Here is a 14,923-nt window from a genome sequence, read left to right on the forward strand (position 1 = left end):
TCCTGCGGGCCCCGTCGCCGTCACGAGACTGTCATGTCGTCCGCTGCCGAGCAGGCGCTGCTGCGCCGCGCCGATCGAGATTCGCGCAACTCCGCCCAGGTGCTCGGCCTGTGCCTGCCCGCCGACGTGCTGCTCTACCTGTTGCTGCCGATGTACGCGGCGGACTTCGGCGTGACCCTGGTGGAAGCGGGCATCCTGCTGGCGGCCAATCGCCTGGTGCGCATCGTCGGCTACGGCTGGGTGGTGCGTTTCTACGCTCGCCATGGCGACCGTGCCGCCTGCAGCCTGGCGGCGCTGGCGACGGCAGCCTGCGCGCTGGCCTCGGCGACGCTCTCCGGGTTTGCCACATTGCTGGTGTTTCGCCTGGTCTGGGGCCTGTGTTTCGCCACCTTCAACCTCAGCACCCAGACCCTCGCCACCGCTGAGGCTCAAGGCGCTGCGCGGCGCGCCGGGCGCTCGCGGGCAACCTTGTCCATCGGGCCGATGCTGGCCCTGCCGCTGGGGGCGGTGATGGCCCAGGCCGTCGGGCCGCGCAGCGTGTTCTTCGTACTTTGCGTGGCAGCCCTGTGCGGCCTCTGGCGCGCTCGCGCGCTGCCGGCCACGGGGCACGAGATTCCCGTCAGCAGCGGTCGCCGCCTGCGCCTGCCGGACAGCATCGCCACCTGGTCCTTCATCGAAGGCGTGACGCTGGACGGCCTGTTCATCTTCGGCCTGTCGCTCTACGCACAGACCCACCTGGGCGGCACCGGCGTGCTGGTGGCGGGCATCCTGATGGCGGTGCGTTATCTCAGCGAGATGCTCTTCAGCCCCTTCGGCGGGCGACTGGCGGACCGCTTCGGCGCGCTACGCATGCTGGTGATCCTGTCGCTGGCCACCTCGCTGGCGCTGCTGATGTTCGGCAGCTACTGGCTGTTCGTCGGCGCCTTCTTCGTGCTGGTGTTGCGCGCGCTGCAACTGCCGCTGGTGGTGACGCTGGTGGCGCAGCGCAACCCGCAGGCGCGCATCCAGGCGCTGGCCGGCAATGCGGTCTGGCGAGATATCGGCGCCGGGCTCGGGCCGATCCTTGCCGGCGTGCTGCTGCCGCAGGTGCCGGCGATCTGGGCCTACGCCGGAGCGGCGCTGATACTGGCGCTCAGTGCGTTGGGGTGTGCCTGGCGGCGTTGAGCCGACGAGATGCGCGGATTGTTCAAGCGCCGGTGATGCGGCAACGGGAACACTGGTGACTCCCACTTGTACCGGAGCTGCCCCATGCGACACCTCTACGCCCCCGCGTTCTTCCTCGGCTTCATCGGCCTGGCCCTGTACCTGGTCGGTGAAGGCGTTTCGCTGCTCTGTCTGCCGGCGCTGTTGCCGCTGGCGATCCTGCTGGCCTTTGTTGCCGAGCGATTCTGGCCGCATCGAGCGGGCTGGAACGAGAGTCACGGCGATGGCGCCCGCGACCTGATCCATGCGCTGGTCAACGAGACGCTGAACGCGTTGGGCATTGCCGCGATTCCTCTGCTGGCCCTGTGGCTACCGCATTTCGGGTTGTGGCCAAGCGATTGGCCGCTGGTGCTGCAATTGCTGGCGGCGCTGCTGATGGCTGACTTCGGCATCACCCTGGTGCACTACGCCAGCCACCGTTCCGCGCTGCTCTGGCGTCTGCACGCGGTGCACCACAGCGTGACGCGCATGTACGGCTTCAACGGCCTGATGAAGCACCCGCTGCACCAGATGCTCGAAGCCCTGGGCGGCACGCTGCCGCTGCTGTTGCTCGGTGTTCCCGTGGAGGTTGCGGCGTTGCTGGCCTTCGCCATCGCCATCCAGTTGCTGCTGCAGCACAGCAACGTCGACATGCGTATCGGTGTGCTGCGCCATGTGTTCGCCTGGGCGCCGTTGCACCGCCTGCATCACCTGAAGTACGGCACTGCGGGCGACGTCAACTTCGCGCTGTTCTTCAGCTTCTGGGATCGCCTGCTGGGTACCGCGCTGTACCTGCCCGGCTATGAGTTGGCAGAGGACGACGTGGGCATCGGCGACCGGCCGGACTACCCGCTGGCGTACTTCGCGCAGCTCGCCGAACCGTTCCGCCGCGCCGATGCAGCGCACCCGCCGGCGCCATTGCCGGCAGAGCTGCGCCGTGCGCTAGTCGAGTAGCCGCAGCTTCAGTTGGCGCAGCGTCAGGTCGGCGCGAATGCCGAACTGGCTGCGCACGCTGCGGGAGAAGTGCGCGGAGTCGGCGAAGCCCGCCGCAATGGCGGCGCTGGTCAGGCTGTCGCCGGCCATGGCCAGACGCAGCGCCTGGCGCAGCCGCTGCCAGAGCACCAGGCGACGTACCGATAGCCCCAGTGTGCCGCTGAACAGCCGCTCCAGTTGGCTCAACGATAGCGCGGCTTCTTCGGCCAGCTCCTGGGCGGGCAGGGCACCATCGTCCAGGGCGCGGATGCGTTGCAGGGCCTTGCCCAGGCGCGGGTCGAGTGCACGGCGAGGCAGGGCTTGCAGTTGCGCGGCGAGCGCTGGCAGGTCCGGCCCGGTGGCTCGGCAGACGCGCTCCAGGTCGGTCAGCTCGAAAGCCAGCGGTTCGGCGAAGAGGGTGATGACGGGCTGCTCGCTGGCCTGGATGGCATGGCGCCGGTTCGACGGAATGACCAGCAGCGACCCTCGCTGCGGTTGCTCGTCCACCAGCGCCTGCACCTCGTCTGCGCGAGCCATCAGCAGCTGATGCGCGTAGTGCGCGTGTGGGCGGGCGTGGCCGGTGGTGCCGGCGACCAGGCAGAAGTCCGCGCCCAGCCACAGCTCGCCTTGCCAGGCCCGTTCAGTCGGCTGCATGGCGTGCCAGCCATTCTTCGCGGGTCAGCTCCCAGGTTTCCCGCGGCAGCACGCCGCTGACGAAACGGCCTTCGCTGCTGTCGATGCAGCGCATGCCTTCGCGTTCGGAAATGCGCCGCGAGCCCTGGTTGACGATGGCCTTGGGCACCTGCATGAGCGGCCGCTCCAGGGTCAGGAACCAGTAGCGGGTGACCGCTTCGCAGGCCTCGGTCATGTAACCCCGGCCTTGCCACCTCGGCGCGAGCCAGAACCCCCGGTGATTGCCGGGTTGGTCGAAGAGGGAAATGCTGCCGATGGCGTCGCCGGGTGCGCTGGCCAGGCGGATCATCCAGTGCCACTCCTCGCCGCGCGCCATTGCCGGCAGCGCCAGGTCGCGCACGTAGGTCAAGGCACCGTCATCGGGATAGGGCCAGGGCACGCGGCTATCCAGATAACGCACCACTTCCCAGTGCGGGAAAAGGTGCTGGATGGCGTCGGCATCCGCCAGTTGCAGGGGCGTGAGCAGCAGACGCTCGGTACGCAGGGTGGGCAAGCTATCCATGTCGAGGTCCTGTGTGCGGACGAGCAGTCTGCGGCTTTTCGCTCGCCCTTGGCCAGCCGGATGACGCGCCCGGTCCGAATGGTCGGGCGACCCCGCACGGATTTCCTACACTCCCATTCCGGCCGGCGCCTTTGTCCCGGCCCACTGAAGAGAGGTTGTCATGGCCCGCATTGTCAGAATCCACCAATACGGTGACGCCAGCGTCCTGAAACTGGAGGCGGTGGACGTGCCCGCGCCAGCGGCGGACGAGGTACAGATCGCGGTCAGGGCCTTCGGCCTGAACCGCGCCGAAGTGATGTTCCGCAACCACGCTTACCTGCAGGAAGCCGAGTTCCCCAGCCGCCTGGGCTACGAGGCCGCTGGTGTGGTGAGCGCCGTGGGGAGTGCCGTGAAGAATATCGAGGTGGTCGATGCGGTGAGCCTGATCCCGCCGCTGGATATCGCCCGCTGGGGCACCTACGGCGAAGTGGCCAACGTGCCGGCGTACCTGGTGGTGAAGCATCCGCAGAACCTCAGCTTCGAACAGGCCGCCGCGTCCTGGATGCAGTACGTCACTGCCTGGGGTGCGCTGGTGGAGCAGGCGAAGCTGTCGAAGGGCGAGTTCGTGCTGGTCACCGCCGCGTCCAGCAGTGTCGGCCTCGCCGCTTTCCAGATCGCCCGCATGGTGGGCGCCACCTCCATTGCCGTCACCCGCACCCAGGCGAAAAAACAGGCGCTGCTGGAGGCGGGTGCCGATCACGTGATCGTCAGCGACGATGAAAGTATCGTCGAGAAGGTCATGGCGCTGACCGACGGGCAGGGCGCCCGCGTGGTGTTCGACCCTATCGGTGGTCCCGGTTTCGAGGTGCTCACCCAGGCCATGGCCCGCGGCGGCATCCTCCTCGAATACGGTGCGCTGAGCCCTGAACCGACGCCGTTCCCCCTGTTCACCGTGCTGGGCAGGAGCCTGACGCTGAAGGGTTACCTGTACGCCGAGATCGTCGCCGACCCGGCGGCGCTGCAGCGCGCCAAGGCATTCATCGTCAAGGGGCTGGAGTCCGGTGCGCTGCGCCCGGTGATCGCGCGGACCTTCCCGCTGGAGCAGATCCAGGACGCCCATCGCTTCCTGGAAGCCAACCAGCAGGTGGGCAAGATAGTCGTCACGGTGTGACGCGGGATGCAAGGCCGCGGGCGCCCGGTATTTTGCTGGCGGTGATCCACGGGGCCCGAACAGTGTCGCCGCCACATCCCCCCGCTGGTTTTGGCGTCCCAGCGCCTGCGCATCGAACACCAGCGCCTTGTCTCGGTCGGCTGGCCCCGTTCAGGCTGCGCTGTGCTGGGCGAAGGCGAGGTGGTAGCCGTTGCAGTCGCGCACGCCGAACTCCCGCGAGCCGTAGGGCATGTCCTGCAGGGGCCAGGCGATCTGCGCCCGCTCCTTTACCGCGTCGTAGTAGCGCTGGATGTCGGCCAGTTGCAGGTAGAGGGTGCCGGAACAACCTGCCTCGCTGCCCCACAGGTCCTGCGCGGTGAACAGCAGGCGGCAGTCTTCCAGCTGCACGGTGAGCGTCCCCTCGGCGGAGTCGGTCACGGCAAAGCCGAGCATGTCGCGGTAATGCTCGCGGGTGAGTTCCAGGTCGTGGCAGCGCAGCAGCAGGGTCAGCGGCATGGGAAATCCGGAGGTGGGAGCGAAATCCGGATGATGGCACGGCCTGGGCCGGTCGTCAGCGTGGAATGACCTGCCAGCGGAGAACCAGGGCCGCGGCGAAGTGCAGGTCTGCCCGTGGAGGGCGAAAGGGCTTACTTGCGCAGGACGTAGATGCGTACCCCATCCACGCCGGGGATCACGTTGCAATGGTGGATCTGGGAGAAACCCAGGCGCTGGAATTCACGTTCCAGGGCGCGCGCATTGGCGAAGTCGGGGCCGATGGGGTGCGGGTCCGAGCCGCAGGGGCAGGGCTGTGTGTCGTCGAGCGAATTCGAATGGCCGATGCGGGCGAACAGGATCACGCTGTCGCGCGTCACCGGAATCCATTGGTTCAGCAAGCGGACGTTGCGGCTGTTGCAGGCGGTCCGGGGGATTTCCGGCAGCAGCAGGCAATCGACCGAGCCCTTGCGCAGTTCTGCGCCCTCCAGCGGCGCCGGCAGGTCGCGGATCCGCCGTTTCATCGCTTCGGGCAGCTTGCGGTGGGCGTCGGCCAGCGAGTCGCCCGACGGGCAGGTCGCGACGATGATGCGGTTGCTGTGTTCCAGCAGCACGGGCCAGGAGGCGCCGGGCGACTGCGAGACTTCCAGCATCAGGATGGGCTCCTCGGCCATGCGCAGGGCCAGGCGCAGCAGACGCTTCTCCCGCCACTGGCGAATCCGCTGGCAAAGTCCGCCGCCGGACGAGCCGCGGGCGGGGGCATCGGTCTGGTGTCGGGAGGAGGGGGTGAACAGGCGCTGGGGATCGTTCATGGATAGGGACTCGTCAGTTACTGTCCATTGTCGAATCGAGCGATCAAGGTCTCGTCAAGGACATGTGAAAAAGACGTGGAGGAGGATTTTTCGTGAGCTGTTGCCCGGGCATTCAGGCGAGCGGTTCCGGATCCTGGACAATTCACGAATCCCGCAGCTTATTTTGACGATTTCTTTTCCTTCCCCCTTGTAGTGTCCCGCCCGGATGCCGGCACCGGCGCCGACTTGCGCCGCGTTGTGCTGCGCAGGAAAGACTTCTACAAGGACACCCCATGCAACTCTTCCGCTCGGCTCCGACGCGCTTCCTGGCGCTGGTCGCCTTGCTCTGGCTGATCGTCTTCTTCCTGACCCGATCGGCCCTCCTGGTCGGCCATCTGCCCGAGGTGGGCGCGGCCCATGTGGCGGTCTTCGCCATTGGCCTGCTCTACGACCTCAGCTTCCTGGTCTACGCCCTGTTGCCGATGGGTGTGGTCCTCCTGCTGATGCCCGCTCGGGTCTGGCGCAGCGCCAGTTGGCGCTGGCTGCTGGCGGCGATGCTGTTCACCAGCGTCTACGTGATGCTCTTCACGGCGGTGGCCGAGTGGCTGTTCTGGGACGAGTTCGGGGTGCGCTTCAACTTCATCGCAGTCGACTACCTGGTGTATTCCGACGAGGTGCTGAACAACATCCTCGAGTCCTATCCCATCGGCCTGTGGCTGAGCATCCTGGCGCTGCTTTCGCTGAGCGTGACCCTCGCGCTGTTCAAGGTCCTGGGTCGCCTGCGTGACGCCGAGGTGCCGCCGCTGTCGCGCCGCCTGCTGGGTTGCGCCGGCCTGGTGGCGATGGCGCTGGCGGCCGGTGTCCTGGTCGACCAGGATGCCCCGCGCGGCCAGGATGGCAATACCTATGCCCGCGAGCTGGCGAGCAACGGGCCGTACCAGTTCTTCGCTGCGTTCCGAAACAACGAGCTGGACTATCCGCAGTTCTACGCGACCCTGCCGCCCGAGCAGGTCACGCAGCGCATCCGCTCGGAACTGGCCGAGCCCAATGCGCGCTTCACCGGCACCGGGCCGATGGACATCCGCCGGAGCATCGCCAGCGAAGGGGCGCCCAAGCGCTACAACATCGTCCTGGTGACCATCGAGAGCCTGAGCGCCAAGTACCTGGGCAGCAACGGCGACGAGCGCGACCTCACGCCCAACCTGGATGAGCTGCGTCGCAACAGCCTCTACTTCAACAACTTCTACGCCACCGGCACCCGTACCGACCGTGGCCTGGAAGCCATCACCCTGTCGATCCCGCCCACCCCGGGTCGCTCCATCGTCAAGCGTGTCGGCCGCGAGAGCGGTTTCGCCAGCCTCGGTCAGCAGTTGAAGAACGTCGGCTATGACGCCGTGTTCCTGTATGGCGGTCGCGGCTATTTCGACAACATGAACGCCTTCTTCGGCGGTAATGGTTATCGCATCGTCGACCAGTCCAGCGTCCAGGAGTCGGACATCCACTTCAAGAACGCCTGGGGCATGAGCGACGAAGATCTCTACGCCCAGGCGATCAAGGTCGCGGACGAAGACCACGCGCGCCAGCAGCCCTTCCTGCTGCAACTGATGACCACCTCGAACCACCGCCCCTACACTTACCCGGCCGATCGCATCGACATCCCCTCGGGCGAGGGGCGTGACGGCGCGGTGAAGTACACCGACTACGCCATCGGCCAGTTCCTCAAGGCGGTGAAGGGCAAGCCTTGGTTCGACAACACCCTGTTCGTGTTCGTCGCCGACCACACCGCGGGCAGCGCCGGCAAGGAAGACCTGCCCGTGGCGAACTACCAGATCCCGCTGTTCATTTACGCGCCCAAGTTGCTGCCGGCCGGGGAACGCCCGGAGCTGGCCAGCCAGCTGGACCTCGCACCGAGCCTGCTGTCGATCCTCAACCTGAGCTACACCTCGACCTTCTACGGCCGCAACCTGATGGTGCCGAACGCCTTGCCACCGCGCGTGGTGATTGGCAACTACCAGCACCTGGGCCTGTTCGACGGCCAGGACCTGGCGATCCTCAGCCCGCGCGGCGAACTGCGCCGGCACAACCAGGCCCTGGGGGCGAGCACGGAAGTGACGGCGCAGGCGGACGACCCGCTGGTGGCGCGTGCGATCAGCTATTACCAGTCGGCCAGCTACGGTTTCACCCATCACCTGCTGGACTGGAAGCCAACCGCAGGGCAGTGAGACCAGGGCCGTCGTCACGGCCCTGAACCTGCTGCAGGTTGCTGTCAGGTTCCATGGAGCTCTGCCCTCCAGGGCGCCAGTACTTCCTGCCTTTTTCCTCCCCTGCGGCCACCCTCGGCCGCGCTTTGCTCTCCCTTGAAACTGAAGATCTGCGAGATTCTTTTGTACGTCTGTACAGAAAATTCTTGCGTGGCGGATTTCTTGTTGCTAATAATCTGTACGACTGTCCAAAAGTGATTCGATAGAAGTCTCCGGGCAGTCGCGTTGAGTGGATAAAAACAAACAGAAGACCCCAGGCCAAACTTCGCTTCATGCCTGTACGGTCGTACAAAACTCAAGTGTCTTGCGAGGTGTGGGATGAAGGAAAAGCAACCTGGGGAGTCATCCTCCGGCGTAACCCGTCGTGACCTGGTGAAAGGGACGATGGGGCTTTTGTGGGCCGGCGTGTTGCTGGGCGGCTTGCCGCTGCCGGCATTCGCCGAGCCGAAGAAGGGCGGGCGACTGGTATTCGGCCTCGCCGGCGCGTCGACCACCGACAGCCTGGATCCGGGCCTGGCCGAAGACGACTTCATGATGCTGCTGAGCCAGGCGCTGCGCGGCAACCTGGTGGAGATCGACAGCAGCGGCAACGCCATTCCCGAACTGGCCGAGTCCTGGGAGTCCTCGCCGGACGCCAGGGTCTGGACCTTCAAGCTGCGCAGTGGCGTGCAGTTCCACAACGGCAAGCCCTTCGTCGCCGATGACGTGGTGGCCACGCTCGACTACCACCGCAAGGACGGCTCCAAGTCCCTGTCCAAATCGATCGTCTCGCAGATCGACGAAGTGAAGGCGGTCGATGACTCGACGGTGCGCGTCAGCCTCAAGGGCGGCAACGCCGACTTTCCCGTGCTGATGAGCGACTACCACCTGAGCATCCTGCCGCGTGGCGCTGACGGCCAGGTGGACTGGCGCTCCGGCGTGGGCACCGGCGGCTACATGCTCAAGGAGTACAACCCCGGTGTCCGTGCCTTCGTAGTGCGCAATCCCAACTACTGGAAGCCGGGCCGGGCGCACGTCGAGGAGGCAGAGCTGATCGCCATCGCCGACTCCGTGGCGCGCCAGAACGCGCTGCTCACCGGCAAGGTCAACGTCATCAACCGCGTGGAGATCAAGACCTTGTCGCTGCTGCAGCGCAGCAACAAGGTACGCATCGCCGAGGTCACCGGCCTGAACCACGCGACCATGCCGATGATCGCCAAGGTCAGCCCGTTCCAGGACAACAACGTGCGCCTGGCGCTCAAGCACGCAGTGGACCGCGAACAGTGGGTGAAGTCGATCCTGCGCGGCCACGGCAGCGTTGGCAACGACCACCCCATCGGCCGCCAGCAGAAGTACTTCAACAGCGAGCTCGCCCAGCGCCAGTACGACCCCGACAAGGCGCGCTTCTACCTCAAGCAGGCCGGGCTGGACAGCCTGGATATCAGCATCAGTGCCGCCGACGCGGCCTTCGCCGGGGCGGTGGATGCCGGCGTGCTGTTCGAGGAAAGCGCGCGCAAGGCCGGCATCAACCTCAAGGTGGTGCGCGAATCCAACGACGGTTACTGGATCAACGTCTGGTCGAAGAAGCCGATGTGCATGTGCTACTGGACCGGCCGCGCCACGCCGGACTGGATCTTCAGCCAGATCTACGCCAGCGGCGCTTCCTGGGGCGACACCCAGTGGAACAACGAGCGCTTCGACAAGCTGATGCTGCAGGCCCGCTCCGAGCTCGACGAGGCCCGGCGCAAGGCCATCTACTGGGACATGCAGGCGATGCTGCACGATGAGGGCGCCACCGTGGTACCGATGTTCATGAACCACATCATGGGCATGGGCAACGACGTGGTGACGTCGCCGACCGTGGCCGGCGACATGGCCCTGGACGGCATGCGCGCCATCGAGCGCTGGTCGCTGGCGTGAAGCGGGAGAACGGGATGAGCAACCTCGACTGGCATTCGGTCAGCGCGGACGACACGCGCAGCCTGCGCAACGTCTTCGGCACCTTCATGACCGGCGTCACCATCGTCACCACCCGCGAGGCCGACGGAACGCCCCGCGGCTTCACGGCGAACTCCTTCACGTCGGTCTCGCTGAGCCCGGCACTGGTGCTGGTGTGCATTGCGAAAAGCGCCGGCAGCCTGGCGGTCTTCAGTGCGGCCGAACGCTTCGCCGTCAACATCCTCGGCGACTGGCAGCGCGACCTGTCGAACCGCTTCGCCGGGCGCTCGGCCGACAAGTTCGCCGGGGTCGAGCTGTTGTCCTGCGAGGCCGACGTGCCGTGCCTGGCCGACAGCCTCAGCGTGCTCAGCTGCCGGCGCCACAGCCTGGTGGAAGCGGGTGACCACGTGATCCTGATCGGCGAGGTGCAGCGCTACCGCAGCAGCGTCGGCAGCCCGCTGGGCTACTTCCGCGGCAGCTACATCGACTTCGCCGAAGGCGCCAAGGCCATCCAGGTGGAGCGCGGCAGTGCGCTCAAGGTCGGCTGCCTGATCGCCCGCGACAACGGTGTGCTGCTGGTGCGCGAGCCGGGCCAGGAGCACTGGAGCATCCCGGAGGTGTTCTGGCGGGCCGGGGTAAGCCAGAAGGCGGTCATCGATGAGGTCTTCCGCCGGGTCGGCCTGGTGGGCGAGGTGTCGTTCATCTACTCGATGTTCGAGGAGGCGGGCGACGACTTCACCCGCCTGATTTTTCGCGCGGACGCCAGCGCCGAACTGGCGCTGGCCAGCGACGCCGGGCGGGAAGTGCGTGTCTTCCGTGCCGAGGACGAGCCCTGGCTGCTGGTCCGCGGCGACTACTGCATCAGCATGCTCCACCGCTTCTTCAGCGAGCGGCAGGCCGACAGCTTCGGCATCTACTGCGACACCGCCGATGGCGGACGAATTGCCGGCATCGCGGGCAAGCCCGTGCATTGGCTGGACTGGAAACACTAAGACACACCGAGTGGACAACAACATGGAATTCAACCATTTCCTCAGCTCCTACCTGCCCGATCCGGATGCCTCCGGCAAACAGCTCTACGTGCACATGGTCGAGCAGGCCGTGGTGGCGGAAGAGGTCGGCTATGCCGGCATCTCCATCCCCGAGCACCACCTGATCAACATCCTGCTGGTGCCCTCGCCGCTGCAGATGGCGGTGAAGATCGCCGCGGTCACCCGGCACATCGAACTGGCTACCTCCATCGCCGTGCTGCCGATCCGCGACATGCGGGTATTCGCCGGCGAAGTGGTGCAGGCCGATGCCCTGTGCGACGGCCGGCTGGTGCTGGGCGTGGGGCGCGGCGCCTTCAAGTACGAGATCGAGATGCTCGGCGTGCCGATGAGCGAGACCCGCGAGCGCTTCGACGAATCCCTGGCCGTGCTGCAGGCCCTGCTGACGCGCAAGGAAGTGAGCTGGGACGGCAAGTACTACCAGTTCGGCCCGCTGACCGTGATGCCGCGCCCCGAGCGGGAAATTCCGCTGGTGGTGGCGAGCATGGCGCCCGAGGGCATCCAGGCCTGCGCGCGCCAGGGCTTCTCGGTGCAGACCACGCCGCTGAGCGGCGACCACCGGATGCTGCTGGACCAGGTCAACGCCTTCCGCCGTGGCAAAGCCGAGGCGAAAGCGAAATCCGCCAGGCGCGCCCGGCTGTCGCTGCAGCGCGCGACCTATCTCGCCCGCGATGAAGCCGACGCCCGCGAGAAGCTGCAACTGGCCTACGAGTACTACCGGCGTTTCGACAACGTGTTCACCGGGCCGGGCATCGTCCATGGCGGTGGCATCGAGGCGCTGCCACGCCAGCAGTCCATCGAGGAGCTGGGCAGGAACCTGCTCATCTGCACCCGCGAGCAGATGATCGATCAGCTTTCCGCCTATGCCGAGGCGGGCATCGACGAAGTGATCATGACCGCCAACTTCGGCCAGTCCCAGGAAGACAGCCTGGACATGATGCGGCGCTTCGGCGAGCAGGTCATTCCGCACTTCAGTTCCCGCTCGAACCAACCCAACCTGAACAAGAGGACCGGCTGATGCCCCTGCTTACCGTAGAACTCTTCCCCGGACGCACCCCTGAAAAGAAGCGCGAGCTGATCCAGGCGCTGACCGACACCTACCTCCAGGTCTGCGGCGGCAAGGCCCAGGCGGTCACCATCCTGCTCAAGGAGGTGGACCCGGCCGACTGGGGCGTAGGCGGCCGCAGCTACGCAGAGATCATCGCAGAAGCAAAGGCCCAGGGCTGAGGAGGCGCGTGATGAGCAAGGCAATCGATTGCGCCTATGTGGTGGACGGGCAGGGCCCCGCCCTGGTGATGGTGCACGGCATCGGCGCGCGCAAGACCGGCTGGGACAAGGTTACCGAGGCGCTGAAGGACAGCTTCACCTGCATCCGCTACGACCTGCGCGGCCACGGCGAATCGCCGCTGCCGACCGAGGGCTTCGGCCTGGAAGAGCTGGTGGAGGACCTGGAGGCGCTGCGTGCGCGGCTGGGCATCGAGCAGATGCACATCATCGGCCATTCCCTCGGCGGGATGATCGGCCCCGCCTATGCGCACAAGTATCCGCAGCACGTGCTGAGCGTCGGGCTGCTGTCCACCGCGGCATTCCGCTCGCCGCAGGACAGCGAGAATGTGCGCAAGGTGGTCCGCGCCATGGAAGAAAAGGGCATCGGCCCGGTGCTGGATACCCTGACCCAGCGCTGGTTCACCGAGAACTTCTGCGCGGCGCATCCGGAGGTCATCGAATGGCGCAAGCAGCAGGTGATGGACACGCCGGCCGAGGTGTTCCTCAACGTCTTCCACATCTACGCGGAGACCGAGATGGCGCCCTGGCTGCATGAAGTGAAGCAACCGTGCCTGGTGCTCACCGGCGAGTTCGACGGCGGCTGCAATCCGGGCCTGAACCGGCAGATCGCCGAGGCGTTGCCGCACTCGCAGCTGGTGGTACTGCCGGACCTCAAGCACGCCATCCTGATCGAAGCGAGCGACCAGGTGGTGCCCCACCTGAAAGCCTTCCTGGACAAGGCCTCGCACTAACGCCTGCCGATACGCCGGAGGAGGGTGGGCACTGCCCAACGCTCCCCGTAACCGCCCAGAACCATAAGAACAACAACTGCCCAACCGATCAGCAGGTCGATACCATGGCTCTGATTTATCCCATTCTCTTGCGGCGCATTCTTCTCGGAGCCCTGACCCTGTTGGGCGTCTCCGCACTTATCTTCGCGGCGGTGCAGCTGCTGCCCGGCGACATGGCGCAGAAGCTGCTCGGCCAGTCCGCCACGCCCGAGGCGCTGCATGCCCTGCGCCACGAGCTGGGGCTGGACCAGCCCGCGCTGAGCCGCTACCTGCACTGGCTGCTGGGCAGCCTGCAGGGCGACTTCGGCACCTCGCTGTCCAACGGCCGGGCGGTGTCCGAACTGATCGGCCAGCGCCTGCTGAACACGCTGTTCCTGGCCGGCTACACGGCACTGATCGCGGTGCCGCTGGCGCTGCTGCTGGGGCTGTTCGCGGCGCTCTACAAGGACTCGTTCTATGACCGGGTGGTGAACATCGTCTCCCTGGCGGCGGTGTCGCTGCCGGAGTTCTTCATCGGCTACATCCTGATCCTCTGGCTGGCGGTGAAGCACCCGCTGTTTCCTTCCATCGCCGACGTACCGGCCTCGGCAAGCCTGCTCGAGCACCTGCAGGCGGCCTTCCTGCCGGCGCTCACGCTGACCCTGGTGATCACCGCCCACATGATGCGCATGACGCGCATCGCGGTGCTCGACCTGCTGCAGCTGCCATACATCGAGATGGCCCGGCTCAAGGGCCTGTCGCGGCTGAAGATCGTCCTGCGCCACGCGTTGCCCAACGCCTGGGCGCCCATCGTCAATGTCATCGCGGTGAACCTCGCGTACCTGATCACCGGCGTGGTGGTGGTGGAGGTGGTGTTCGTCTACCCCGGCCTCGGGCAACTGATGGTTGACTCGGTGATCAAGCGCGACGTCATGGTGGTCCAGGCCTGTTGCTGCATCTTCGCGGTGGTCTACATCGGCATCAATCTGCTCGCCGACGTGCTGTCCATCGTTACCAATCCGCGCCTGCTGCATCGCCAGTGAGAACGAGCCGATGAATGCCTTGATCGCAACCTTCAAGCAGATGACCTGGACCGCCCGCATCGGCCTGCTGATCATCCTTTTCTACACCTTCCTCGCGCTGTTCGGCCCGCTGGTGGCACCCTTCGGCGAGACCGAGATCGTCGGCGGCGAATACGACCCCTGGAGCGCGCAGCACTGGCTGGGCACCGATGCCCTGGGGCGCGACATGCTCTCGCGGGTGATCTTCGCCGCGCGCAACACCATCGGCATCGCGCTGCTGTCCACCGCGCTGGCCTTCTTCATCGGCGGTTCTCTGGGGCTGATCGCCGCTGCCATGGGCGGCTGGGTGGACAGTGCACTGTCACGCCTGGTGGACGTGCTGATGGCGGTGCCGCAGCTGATCTGCGCGCTGCTCCTGCTGACCATCTTCGGCACCAGCATCGCCAACCTGGTGTTCGTCATCGCCCTGGTGGACGCCACGCGTATCTTCCGCCTGGCGCGCTCGGTGTCGCTCAACGTGGTGGTGACCGACTACATGGAGGTGGCCCGGCTGCGCGGCGAAGGGCTGTTCTGGCTGGTGGCGGTGGAACTGCTGCCCAATGTGCGGGCACCGCTGGTGGCGGAATTTGGCCTGCGCTTCTGCTTCGTGTTCCTGACCATTTCCTCGCTGTCGTTCCTTGGCCTGGGGTTGCAACCGCCGCTGGCGGACTGGGGCAGCATGGTCCGCGAGAATGCCTCGCTGATTTCCTTTGGCGACCTGACGCCATTGATCCCTGCCGCCGCCATCGGCGTGCTGGCGATCGCCGTCAACTTCGTTGCCGACTGGTTCCTCGCCCAGCGGCGATGACCGTCCTGCCCACCTATTGTCCGAGGACAC

Annotated in this window: 15 protein-coding genes; 11 read left to right on the top strand and 4 right to left on the bottom strand. The window is 66.2% G+C overall.

The window, feature by feature from the left end:
- Positions 1-33 precede the first annotated feature (33 nt).
- Both GJV37_RS07595 and GJV37_RS07600 read left to right on the top strand, forming a co-directional pair.
- The gene (locus GJV37_RS07595) at positions 34-1,164 is read left to right on the top strand and encodes an MFS transporter (RefSeq protein ID WP_170858477.1); all 1,131 of its coding nucleotides are present in this window, start codon (positions 34-36) and stop codon (positions 1,162-1,164) included.
- Positions 1,165-1,248: 84 nt separating this feature from the next.
- Positions 1,249-2,136, top strand: coding sequence for a sterol desaturase family protein (locus GJV37_RS07600; protein WP_193452276.1), 888 nt, complete (start codon positions 1,249-1,251; stop codon positions 2,134-2,136).
- On the opposite strand, the gene GJV37_RS07605 is transcribed toward GJV37_RS07600, so the two are convergent.
- Complete coding sequence (locus GJV37_RS07605) at positions 2,125-2,808, bottom strand: helix-turn-helix domain-containing protein (protein ID WP_193452277.1); 684 nt, start codon at positions 2,806-2,808, stop codon at positions 2,125-2,127. The two genes, GJV37_RS07600 and GJV37_RS07605, sit on opposite strands and share 12 nt — an antisense overlap.
- On the bottom strand, positions 2,795-3,349 hold the full coding sequence (locus GJV37_RS07610; protein ID WP_170858480.1) for a GNAT family N-acetyltransferase: 555 nt from the start codon (positions 3,347-3,349) through the stop codon (positions 2,795-2,797). The genes GJV37_RS07605 and GJV37_RS07610 overlap by 14 nt, the downstream gene beginning before the upstream one ends.
- A gap of 160 nt (positions 3,350-3,509) precedes the next feature.
- Between GJV37_RS07610 and GJV37_RS07615 the strand changes: the two genes are divergently transcribed.
- A complete protein-coding gene (locus GJV37_RS07615) occupies positions 3,510-4,499 on the top strand; it encodes a zinc-dependent alcohol dehydrogenase family protein (RefSeq protein ID WP_193452278.1) in 990 nt (329 codons plus the stop codon).
- Positions 4,500-4,649: 150 nt separating this feature from the next.
- Here GJV37_RS07615 and GJV37_RS07620 read toward each other — a convergent pair whose 3' ends face one another.
- Both GJV37_RS07620 and GJV37_RS07625 read right to left on the bottom strand, forming a co-directional pair.
- Entirely contained in the window at positions 4,650-4,994 is a 345-nt protein-coding gene (locus GJV37_RS07620; RefSeq protein ID WP_170858481.1) for a VOC family protein, read from the bottom strand.
- Between the two features lie 131 nt (positions 4,995-5,125).
- Positions 5,126-5,782, bottom strand: coding sequence for a hypothetical protein (locus GJV37_RS07625; protein WP_037015613.1), 657 nt, complete (start codon positions 5,780-5,782; stop codon positions 5,126-5,128).
- Between the two features lie 272 nt (positions 5,783-6,054).
- Here GJV37_RS07625 and GJV37_RS07630 point away from each other — a divergent pair, with 272 nt between their 5' ends.
- The 8 genes from GJV37_RS07630 (at position 6,055) to GJV37_RS07665 (ending at position 14,893) form a co-directional block, all read left to right on the top strand.
- Positions 6,055-7,983: an LTA synthase family protein gene (locus GJV37_RS07630; protein ID WP_193452279.1), complete on the top strand. Its 1,929-nt coding sequence runs from the start codon at positions 6,055-6,057 to the stop codon at positions 7,981-7,983.
- Between the two features lie 423 nt (positions 7,984-8,406).
- Positions 8,407-9,921, top strand: coding sequence for an ABC transporter substrate-binding protein (locus GJV37_RS07635; RefSeq protein ID WP_231387467.1), 1,515 nt, complete (start codon positions 8,407-8,409; stop codon positions 9,919-9,921).
- A gap of 14 nt (positions 9,922-9,935) precedes the next feature.
- Positions 9,936-10,931: a flavin reductase gene (locus tag GJV37_RS07640; protein ID WP_024763496.1), complete on the top strand. Its 996-nt coding sequence runs from the start codon at positions 9,936-9,938 to the stop codon at positions 10,929-10,931.
- 22 nt (positions 10,932-10,953) lie between these two features.
- Positions 10,954-12,006, top strand: coding sequence for an LLM class flavin-dependent oxidoreductase (locus GJV37_RS07645; RefSeq protein ID WP_193452281.1), 1,053 nt, complete (start codon positions 10,954-10,956; stop codon positions 12,004-12,006).
- Positions 12,006-12,215, top strand: a complete 210-nt coding sequence (locus GJV37_RS07650; protein ID WP_037015607.1) for a tautomerase family protein — start codon at positions 12,006-12,008, stop codon at positions 12,213-12,215. Before GJV37_RS07645 ends, GJV37_RS07650 begins: the two co-directional genes overlap by 1 nt.
- Before the next feature lie 11 nt (positions 12,216-12,226).
- Positions 12,227-13,006 carry an alpha/beta fold hydrolase gene (locus GJV37_RS07655; protein ID WP_065084091.1) on the top strand — a complete coding sequence of 260 codons (780 nt, stop codon included), beginning with the start codon at positions 12,227-12,229 and terminating at the stop codon, positions 13,004-13,006.
- A 104-nt stretch (positions 13,007-13,110) separates the two neighbouring features.
- Positions 13,111-14,067 carry an ABC transporter permease gene (locus GJV37_RS07660; protein ID WP_037015601.1) on the top strand — a complete coding sequence of 319 codons (957 nt, stop codon included), beginning with the start codon at positions 13,111-13,113 and terminating at the stop codon, positions 14,065-14,067.
- 10 nt (positions 14,068-14,077) lie between these two features.
- Entirely contained in the window at positions 14,078-14,893 is an 816-nt protein-coding gene (locus GJV37_RS07665; RefSeq protein WP_024763491.1) for an ABC transporter permease, read from the top strand.
- The last annotated feature ends 30 nt before the right edge of the window (positions 14,894-14,923 follow it).

The sequence above is a fragment of the Pseudomonas nitroreducens genome (assembly GCF_010994165.1).
Taxonomy (GTDB): domain Bacteria; phylum Pseudomonadota; class Gammaproteobacteria; order Pseudomonadales; family Pseudomonadaceae; genus Pseudomonas; species Pseudomonas nitroreducens.